Below are 8,835 nucleotides of genomic sequence, written 5' to 3'. Positions count from 1 at the left end.
AAAAAAAAGCTGCCCCCTGAACGTCATGATCAATGACTCTTGGGACAGCTTGTTTACAATTTAAAAGAACAAATTCAAAAAGTAATAGAAAAGTGCAGCAATTGTGGCTGAAATTGGAAGAGTAATCAGCCAGGTAATTAGCATGGTTTTCGCTGTTCCCCATTTTACGCCCTTTAGGCGGTGGGAAGCACCGACACCAAGAATACCGGAAGAAATAACATGAGTTGTACTGACCGGTAAATGGATATAGGTAGCGCCAAAGATGATCATAGCACCAGTCAAGTCAGCGGCAACGCCATTGATTGGACGGATCTTCATGATTTTACCGCCAACTGTTTTAATGATTTTCCAGCCGCCAACAGAAGTACCTAACCCCATTGCAACCGCACAGGAGAATTGGACCCAGAATGGTATATCAGTCGAATCAACATAGTTGTTGGCGATAAGTGCCATCGTGATAATACCCATTGCTTTTTGGGCATCGTTTGTTCCATGTGTATAGGACTGTAGCGCGGCAGTCCCGATTTGGATAAACCTAAAATTACGATTTGTTTTGGTCAGATTTGCATCCCTAAATACGAATTTAAAAATGCCGTAAACAATAAAACCGACCACGAAGGCCAAGATTGGCGAAATAATCAATGCTTGAAGAATTTTAAGGAAACCAGTGTAATTCAAAGCAGCGAACCCTGAGGCAGCAATCGCCGCACCTGCAATCGATCCAATCAATGTATGGGATGAACTGCTCGGAATTCCATAATACCAGGTAAGCAAGTTCCAGGTGATTGCAGAACAAAGAGCTGCAAGGATGACGACAGTCCCATTAGTCAGTGTAAAAGGATCGACAATATCTTTTGTAATTGTTTTGGCAACTCCAGTGAATGTCATTGCGCCGACAAAATTCATTATAGCAGCCAAAAGGATGGCATGCCGAGGCTTTAGAGCTTTTGTTGAAACTGCCGTAGCTATTGCATTCGCCGTATCATGGAATCCGTTAATAAAGTCGAACGCAAGAGCGAAGATGACAATTGCAACTGTCAGAATAAATACTGAATCCATATGTCCGCTCCTTATGCGTTTTTCATAATGATTGTTTCAAGTGTATTGGCAACACCCTGGCAGCTATCTGCAATATCCTCGAGTGTTTCATAAATTTCCTTGTACTGGATGATTCGAATTGGATCTTTTTCAACAGTGAAAAGGTTCTTGATGGACTGCCTTAGGATGCCATCACATTTGGATTCGAAATCCTTTATCGAGATTGCATGCTCACGGATTTGTAAAAGTTTCTTCGTTGCTAACAAAGTTACAGCTTTCTCAATTTCAAGAACACTGCTCTGAATGGCAACTGTGAATTGCTTCATATAATCGTCTGCCTCTGTAATCGAATACATTTCGAATAGGGCAGCACAATGTTCTAGCCCGTCGAGGACATCATCCATACTGTTTGAGAGATGAAGAATATCTTCTCTTTCAATTGGAGTAATAAAAGCATCGTTCAACTCCTTGATGACGGAATGAACATATGTATCTCCTTTCGATTCAAAATCCTTCATGCTCTCTGAAAAGATTTTTAAATCACTGACATTCTTCAGCTTATAGTCTGTAAAATAGTTAGCACTTTCCTTTAGATTTGCAGCAATTTCGGCAAGCAAGGTAGTGAATTTATCATTTTTTTTGAAAGCCATGAGAAAACCTCCGTTTATTTTCCATAATGGTTGCACAAGCTTTCTAATTGTATAAGAAAAATGTCGAAATTGAAAAGTAGTTTACGTTGAATTTACAAAAACTTAACATTGAAAAAGCTGAAATAACTTGATTTTGCATTATTGAATTTACAAAGAATTCATTTTGTTTTTACAATTCCTTTATTCTGCCGTCATGAAACCAAGTATTCAAAAAAATCTTGAATTATATTTTGTGCATGCAGTAGGGGAAACATGTAGAATTAAATGGAAGAAGAAAAAGGAGGGTTTTTCTTGTTGTCGCTTAATGATAAATTTCTCTTTCATAATGGTATGGAAATACCTTATTTTGGGCTAGGTGTTTATAAGGTGGAAGATGGACAAGAGGTAGAGGCAACCATTGCCGAGGCGCTTCGGTTGGGGTATCGTTTGATTGACACCGCAGCACTCTATCAAAATGAAGAGGGTGTGGGGCGTGCTGTACGAAATAGCGGCATTCCACGCGAAGACATTTTTATTACAACGAAAGTCTGGAACAGCGAACAGGGGTATGAAAACACCCTGAGGGCTTTTGAAACTAGCTTGCAAAAGCTTGGTCTCGACTATATTGACCTTTATCTTATTCATTGGCCTGTAAAGGAGAAATATAAAGAAACATGGAAAGCCCTAGAAGAACTTTATGCAAGTGGGAAAGTACGGGCTATTGGTGTTAGTAATTTTACTATCGATCACCTCAAAGATTTAATGGCCCAAAACAGTATAAAGCCCATGGCCAACCAAGTAGAACTTCACCCCGTTTTAGTACAAAAAGAACTTCGAGAATTTTGCGCTGCACATGGGATTCTAGTTCAAGCCTGGTCTCCGCTAGCCCGAGGCAGAATATTGGCAGATCCACTCTTGACATCGCTAGCAGGAAAACATGGGAAAACACCGGCGCAAATCGTCCTTAGATGGCACTTGCAAAATAGGGTAGCGGTTATTCCTAAATCGGTCACCCCGGCAAGGCTACAGGAAAACGCGGCTATTTTTGATTTTGAATTATCTGCTGAAGAAATGAACCTTATTGATGGATTGGATGCAAATACCCGCTTTGGGCCAGATCCCGACAATGTTGACTTTTAATCCTGCTAAGAACTTATAAGAGGCGTCCAAAGAAGCTGTCCTGATTTGGACAGCTTTTTATTTTATTGCTTCATTGATGAGCAGTAAGATCCTGCTGCTTCTGTTCTATATACTATATGGCGATTCTTTCAAAGCAATTAGGGTTTTTGGATGAAGCGGTACCCTTTGAAGTTACCTTGCTTAGTTGAAAGGAAATCAACTGAGTCTTTTAACATAGCTTATTTAATAAGACATCAACAATATGGTAATAATAAGAAAAGGTTGGTGCCAGATTTTTTTCGTGTTTATTTTAAATGAATGCGGGTATTTTAAAGGTACAAGCAGTTAGGAAAACCAAGAAGGAACAAAGCTTCCGGATTTAGTTTCATAACTGTTTACTGCTGCAGCAGAAGATAAAACAAACATATTACAAGGAGTGAAAACCACATGGAATTTCTATGGGCATTAATAGTAGGCGGTATTATTGGTTGGTTAGCAGGTATGGTCGTTGGAAGAGATATCCCGGGCGGAATTATTGGTAATATTATTGCAGGTTTTGTTGGTGCATGGTTAGGTACAGCAATCTTAGGTGATTGGGGTCCTGTAGTCGGTGGATTTGCAATAATCCCTGCGATTATTGGAGCAGTTATCCTAGTATTCCTGCTTAGCATGATTATGAAAGCATTCAGAAAATCAAATCACTAACCCAAACTGAAGGCCTCCCAAATGGGAGGCCTTTTCGTGTGGACCTGGCCAGGCTTTGCCTGGCTTATTCAAATAGAAAGCTTATAGGCTATCAAGGTTAATATCCTGGAAAATTGGAGAATTGTCTATAAATGGCGCAAGGACTGTGATTGGTTCAAGGCTGATGGGATGTATAAATTCAAGCTTTGCTGAATGCAGCGCTTGCCTATTGTAAAGCGGTTGGCCGCCATATAGTTCATCGCCTGCCAGCGGATAGCCGAGGTGGCTAAAGTGAACACGTATTTGATGTGTCCGACCTGTTTCTAGCCAGCACGCCACAAAGGTCAGTTTTTTTGCACGATCAACGTTTAGTACTTTGTAATGAGTCACTGCTGGCTGCCCGGTATCCGAAACTCTTCTTCTTACCGGATGATGTCTATCTCGCCCGATTGGCTGGTTGATACTATCTTTTTTCTTTAAACCGGTACCACAAACAGCAGCGACATATGTTCTTTTAATCAATCTGCGTTCCAGCATCCCATCAAGGATCCCGCCTGCCAGTGGATGTTTGGCAAAAAGTATGGCTCCGGTTGTGTCACGGTCAAGCCGATGGATTTGCTGGGCGGAAGCCCCCTCTCCTGCTGATTGGAGGTGGCATGCAACAGCGTTAAGCAGTGTGGTGGTATCTTCAGGTGTATTTGGATGAGTATTTATGAACGCTGGTTTATTGATGACCAATACATGTTCATCCTCATACAAGATGGATAGGTCCAGGTAATAGGGTTCTATTTCTGAGGATGGAACATCAGAAAGGTCGAGGTGAAGTCTGGTTCCAGCTGCTAACGGAATTTCCCATCCAATTTTTTCTCCCTGTAAGGTTACTTTTCCGTCCATACGGAAGTAGTGAGCTTGTTTTTTTGGTGCCTTCCATTTCTCCTTGAAAAGTTGTGAGATTGAAATCCCTTCCCAAGCATAAGGTATTATTATTTCCATTGTATTTCCACGCATTTTTGTAGTCAGCATTTGTGCTTCCTTTCCTCCTGAACAATCGTGGTTTAAATTACCAGGATTTTTACAGTTCAGAATATGCTATTCTATTTGTATATTACGCTAAGATTACAAATGTAACAAAGGTGGGCTTTTAGTGAGGATTGTTTTCGCATCGACACCCGGTCAGGAAGAAGAAATCAGCGGACTCATTCATTATTTTTATTCAAGCATTTTACCCATGTATTTTACTGACAAGGAAATTTTGGAGTTTGAACGGCTGTCTGTCCTTCATTTGGAAAGCGCTTCATACGAGACATTGAAGGATGCCTTCTATGTAATGGCTAGCCTCCAGACTCTCATTTTTATCCTTGAGGCCCCTGTCCCTGGAGATTACCACCGGTCACTTTTTCAAAGGAATGCTGAGAATGTGCGTCAATATGGCCTTTATTTTCCTTTTGATTATGATTCCTTCCTTCCTGGCAGTAAGGAAACTGATACATATTTTAGCCTGTATTCACCTGCTGCCAATCAGTTGCCCGTGTGAAACAAAAACGCCTGCATGTAATTTGCGGGCGTTTTTGTTTTTTATTTTACATTGTCCTCCAGCCATTGCTGGTATTGTGCTTTATCCTGTCCGCCTGTGACCCTTGCGACTTCTTTGCCGTCTTCAAAACGAATCAATGTCGGGGTTCCTTCGATGGCAAATTCATCCCAGGCACTTTCATACTCCAGGACATTCAACTGATCAATGTTTATATCCATGTCATCGGCCAGCGGCATTAAAATAGGTGTGGCAACTTTGCAATGCGGACAAGTTGGACTATAAAAATACACGGTGGCGTCTTCTCCGTTATCCAGTTTTTCCTGTAAGCCGTCCAGTTTGATGATATTTTGATAATTCGGATCTTTAAGCTGGGCAACTGTTTCAGGATGAAGGTTATCTTTGCCATAAGGGTTTTTTTCATCAACCTTTTCTTTATTGCTCAAACTGGTAAGGTACGCGGTTCCGGCAAATAAAATAATAATGATTCCAAGAAAAATAAGTACTTTCTTCACTAAGTTTGTTCCCCCTTGTTTTTCCTTACAAGAATTAGGCTACATATAAAGATAATAGCAAAAGCCGTCAATGCCAGGAATGGAATGGTGATAAAGCCAAGCCAGTTTATGTATTGCCCGGTACAAGGTATCCGTCCGCATGCAGGAGCCGCATCAGCCATAAACGAAATTTTTTGCAAAGAATAATGATAGGACGAGATTAGAATGCCGATTCCCGACAGCCATAGGCTGTATAAAGAGATGTGGTAATCCTTCTTGACGATCGCAATTCCAAGCAAAAGGACCATTGGATACATGAGGATTCGCTGGTACCAGCAAAGCTCACATGGCTCATACTTTCGGATTTCCGAGAAATAAAGGCTTCCGAACATGGCTAGGACAGAAGCTGCCCAGGCAAAAAATAAAATGTTCTCCCTGCTATCCTTTTTCAAAATATCACCCCTTTTTCATATCTTAAGGGAAAACGTTTTTTTGCACAATAAATTGGTATGGCCACTAATGGGATGGATGTGGAAAAAATACCGGCAAACCGATAAAATAAAAGGGACATATGGCGAGCTTATTTTTATATCGGAGGTAATTGACTATGGATTGGAGATTAAAAGCAGAAAAATGGATACAATTCGAACAACTCGACACCGAATTGCGTGCAGAGCTGGACAAGCTGAAGGGAAACGAAAAGCTGCTTGAGGACTCATTTTATAAGGACCTTGAATTTGGCACGGGTGGCATGAGAGGTGAGATTGGCCCGGGGACAAACCGGATGAACATGTATACCATTCGCAAAGCATCAGCCGGTTTAGCTTCATTTATTGAAGAGCAAGGTGAAGAAGCAAAGAAGAGCGGCGTGGCAATTGCTTATGATTCCAGGCACAAATCTCCCGAGTTTGCAATGGAAGCCGCAAAAACTTTGGCAACAAGGGGAATCAAGGCTTATGTATTCGATGAATTAAGGCCGACTCCCGAATTGTCATTTGCTGTACGGTATTTGAATGCCGCTGCCGGGATTGTTATTACTGCAAGCCATAATCCCCCTGAGTATAACGGATTCAAGGTATATGGGAATGATGGAGCGCAATTGCCGCCGAGGGAAGCCGATCTGGTTATCGATAAAGTAAATGAAATTGAAAGTGAATTGCGGATTGAGGTAGACAGCGAGGATGTATTAAGGGCTTCAGGTCTTATTGAAACAATTGGTTCTGAAATTGACACCGCTTATACCGATAAGCTTGCAACCATTTCAGAAAATCCATCCATTGCTAACGAATCCCCAATTGAAATCGTGTTTACACCATTGCATGGTACTGCCAATAAACCGGTTAGGGCAGCACTTGCCGAGCTCGGGTACGAGAAAGTGCATGTTGTCAGCGAACAGGAGCTGCCGGATGCGAATTTCTCGACGGTCAAAAGCCCGAACCCAGAGGAGCATGCAGCATTTGAGCTTGCGATTCGGGACGGCAGGAAAGTTGATGCGGATATCCTTATTGCAACAGATCCTGATGCGGACAGGCTTGGCATTGCAGTGAAAAACCATGAAGGTGAATACGTTGTACTGACTGGTAACCAGACCGGTGCATTGTTGCTTGATTATATTTTGGGCCAGAAAAAAGAAAAAGGGACGCTTCCTGAAAATGGCGTTGTCCTGAAAACGATCGTAACGTCCGAGCTTGGCAGGAAAATTGCAGAAGCCTACGGGTTGGAAACGATTGATGTCCTCACAGGCTTTAAATTTATTGCTGAAAAAATGAAGCAATACGAAAAGACTGGTGCACATACATTCCTATTCGGATACGAGGAAAGCTATGGATACCTGATCGGCGATTTTGCCCGTGACAAGGATGCGGTCCAGGCCGCGCTTTTGGCTGCTGAAGTCTGTGCTTATTATAAGAAAAAAGGCATGAGTTTATATGAAGGCTTAATGCAAGTTTTCAAAAAATATGGGTACTTTCTTGAGGGACTTCGCTCTATGACGATGAAAGGAAAGGACGGAGCAGAAGCAATCGCAAACATAATGTCAAGCTTCCGCAATGATCCTCCTGCATCGTTGGCTGGATTTCCGGTAACGTCATCCGAGGATTATCTTGAAAGCTTACGGTCCTCTGCTGACGGAAAAGAAGCAATCGACTTGCCAAAATCAAATGTCCTCAAGTTTTACCTGGAGGATGGCTCTTGGGTTTGCCTGCGTCCATCAGGGACAGAACCGAAGATCAAGTTTTATTTTGGTGTCAATGGTGAGACTTACGACGAGAGCAAGGAAAAGCTGTCTGAAATTGAATCAGCCTTTATGAATGTGGTTAATACGAAGGTTGGGAACGCTTAATAATCGCCCGGCAGCCAAATGGCTGCCGGTTTTTTTGTCTAGGTAATGCTTAAGTCATTGATTTGACAAAAAAGGGTGCAGAATATTCCTGAAATTGTATTTAAAGAAGGATTTTAAGCTGTATAATCAAAGAAAAGGGATGGATGGACAGGCTCGCTACATAAAAAAAATGCAGAGCTTCTTGCCAAAGAGGAATATAATTTTGCCAGAGCTGAGAGGTCCTGTTTGACTATGATGCCAATGCGATATAGCCCGACTGTACCCTTAATGGAGAAAGTGAGATGCGCTGGGGAAACATTTTAAGGAACAAAGTTTCCTGTCGAGTTTCCACTAAAGAGGGGGAGATATAATGACGATTCGGATTGTAATTGCAGAAAGTCTCCCTGTGGTCAGAAGGGGACTTGCTGTATTCTTAAAAACTCAGGAGGACTTTGAAATTGTCGGAGAAGCTGCTAACGGAGAGGAAGCAGCCAAACTCGCGGAAGAATTGAAACCGGATATTGTCTTGATGAATCCGGACATGCCGATTATGGACGGGATTGTGGCAACGTCGAAAATAAAAGACCTTGATTCTTCAAGCAGAGTCATGGTCTTGACAAATTTCTCCAATCAGAACTATGTCTATCAGGTAATCAAAGCAGGGGCTTCAGATTGTCAGTTAATGAATATAAAACCAGGTGAGTTGGCTGCTTCGATTAGAAGGCTGGTTGCAAGTGAGATATTGCCACCCGCTAAACCTGCACCATACTTGCAAAGTGGCTCCAAGTCCGTTAAGCAGGTAGATGGACTGACTAAGAGGGAAAGGGAGGTAATAAGGGAAATTGCCAGTGGTAAGAGTAATAAGGAAATCTCTTCGGTTCTTTTTATTACAGTAAAAACGGTGAAGACACATGTTTCAAATATCCTTGCAAAGCTAGGGCTAGACGATAGAACCCAGGCAGCACTGTATGCTGTTGAAAATAACCTGGAGAAATAATCAAAAAGAGCACAGCCAGTATT

At 41.9% G+C, this 8,835-nt stretch carries 10 protein-coding genes; 5 read left to right on the top strand and 5 right to left on the bottom strand.

Annotated features, from left to right (window positions below; all coding sequences use genetic code 11):
* Nucleotides 1-60: 60 nt before the first annotated feature.
* Nucleotides 61-1,059 carry an inorganic phosphate transporter gene (locus TY16_RS12190; RefSeq protein WP_043932201.1) on the bottom strand — a complete coding sequence of 333 codons (999 nt, stop codon included), beginning with the start codon at nucleotides 1,057-1,059 and terminating at the stop codon, nucleotides 61-63.
* Between the two features lie 11 nt (nucleotides 1,060-1,070).
* Nucleotides 1,071-1,688: a DUF47 domain-containing protein gene (locus TY16_RS12185; RefSeq protein ID WP_043932200.1), complete on the bottom strand. Its 618-nt coding sequence runs from the start codon at nucleotides 1,686-1,688 to the stop codon at nucleotides 1,071-1,073.
* Nucleotides 1,689-1,952: 264 nt separating this feature from the next.
* Here TY16_RS12185 and TY16_RS12180 point away from each other — a divergent pair, with 264 nt between their 5' ends.
* Nucleotides 1,953-2,807, top strand: a complete 855-nt coding sequence (locus TY16_RS12180; RefSeq protein WP_043932199.1) for an aldo/keto reductase — start codon at nucleotides 1,953-1,955, stop codon at nucleotides 2,805-2,807.
* A 426-nt stretch (nucleotides 2,808-3,233) separates the two neighbouring features.
* Entirely contained in the window at nucleotides 3,234-3,491 is a 258-nt protein-coding gene (locus TY16_RS12175) for a GlsB/YeaQ/YmgE family stress response membrane protein (protein WP_043932198.1), read from the top strand.
* A gap of 81 nt (nucleotides 3,492-3,572) precedes the next feature.
* Here the strand turns inward: TY16_RS12175 and TY16_RS12170 are convergent, their stop codons facing one another.
* Nucleotides 3,573-4,493, bottom strand: a complete 921-nt coding sequence (locus TY16_RS12170) for an RluA family pseudouridine synthase (RefSeq protein ID WP_043932197.1) — start codon at nucleotides 4,491-4,493, stop codon at nucleotides 3,573-3,575.
* A 121-nt stretch (nucleotides 4,494-4,614) separates the two neighbouring features.
* On the opposite strand from TY16_RS12170, the gene TY16_RS12165 reads away from it, so the two are divergent.
* Nucleotides 4,615-5,004: a DUF5365 family protein gene (locus TY16_RS12165; protein ID WP_043932196.1), complete on the top strand. Its 390-nt coding sequence runs from the start codon at nucleotides 4,615-4,617 to the stop codon at nucleotides 5,002-5,004.
* A gap of 41 nt (nucleotides 5,005-5,045) precedes the next feature.
* On the opposite strand, the gene TY16_RS12160 is transcribed toward TY16_RS12165, so the two are convergent.
* Together TY16_RS12160 and TY16_RS12155 are read right to left on the bottom strand one after the other, a co-directional pair.
* Nucleotides 5,046-5,516, bottom strand: coding sequence for a thioredoxin family protein (locus TY16_RS12160; RefSeq protein ID WP_043932195.1), 471 nt, complete (start codon nucleotides 5,514-5,516; stop codon nucleotides 5,046-5,048).
* Nucleotides 5,516-5,950, bottom strand: a complete 435-nt coding sequence (locus TY16_RS12155) for a disulfide formation protein C (protein ID WP_081772960.1) — start codon at nucleotides 5,948-5,950, stop codon at nucleotides 5,516-5,518. Before TY16_RS12155 ends, TY16_RS12160 begins: the two co-directional genes overlap by 1 nt.
* A gap of 152 nt (nucleotides 5,951-6,102) precedes the next feature.
* Here TY16_RS12155 and TY16_RS12150 point away from each other — a divergent pair, with 152 nt between their 5' ends.
* Nucleotides 6,103-7,836, top strand: coding sequence for a phospho-sugar mutase (locus TY16_RS12150; RefSeq protein WP_043932193.1), 1,734 nt, complete (start codon nucleotides 6,103-6,105; stop codon nucleotides 7,834-7,836).
* Nucleotides 7,837-8,185: 349 nt separating this feature from the next.
* A complete protein-coding gene (locus TY16_RS12145) occupies nucleotides 8,186-8,812 on the top strand; it encodes a LuxR C-terminal-related transcriptional regulator (protein ID WP_043932192.1) in 627 nt (208 codons plus the stop codon).
* Nucleotides 8,813-8,835: the final 23 nt, after the last annotated feature.

Origin of the sequence: Bacillus sp. EB01 (assembly GCF_000613125.1) — a bacterium.
Taxonomy (GTDB): Bacteria; Bacillota; Bacilli; order Bacillales; family Cytobacillaceae; genus Bacillus_D.
This window is presented reverse-complemented; position numbering and strand designations above follow the sequence as displayed.

What these genes read in the sequence shown, in the direction of transcription:
- TY16_RS12190 (WP_043932201.1), bottom strand. Translation starts at nt 1,059, where the DNA reads ATGGATTCAGTATTTATTCTGACAGTTGCAATTGTCATCTTCGCTCTT.
- TY16_RS12185 (WP_043932200.1), bottom strand. Translation starts at nt 1,688, where the DNA reads ATGGCTTTCAAAAAAAATGATAAATTCACTACCTTGCTTGCCGAAATT.
- TY16_RS12180 (WP_043932199.1), top strand. Translation starts at nt 1,953, where the DNA reads ATGGAAGAAGAAAAAGGAGGGTTTTTCTTGTTGTCGCTTAATGATAAA.
- TY16_RS12175 (WP_043932198.1), top strand. Translation starts at nt 3,234, where the DNA reads ATGGAATTTCTATGGGCATTAATAGTAGGCGGTATTATTGGTTGGTTA.
- TY16_RS12170 (WP_043932197.1), bottom strand. Translation starts at nt 4,493, where the DNA reads ATGCTGACTACAAAAATGCGTGGAAATACAATGGAAATAATAATACCT.
- TY16_RS12150 (WP_043932193.1), top strand. Translation starts at nt 6,103, where the DNA reads ATGGATTGGAGATTAAAAGCAGAAAAATGGATACAATTCGAACAACTC.
- TY16_RS12145 (WP_043932192.1), top strand. Translation starts at nt 8,186, where the DNA reads ATGACGATTCGGATTGTAATTGCAGAAAGTCTCCCTGTGGTCAGAAGG.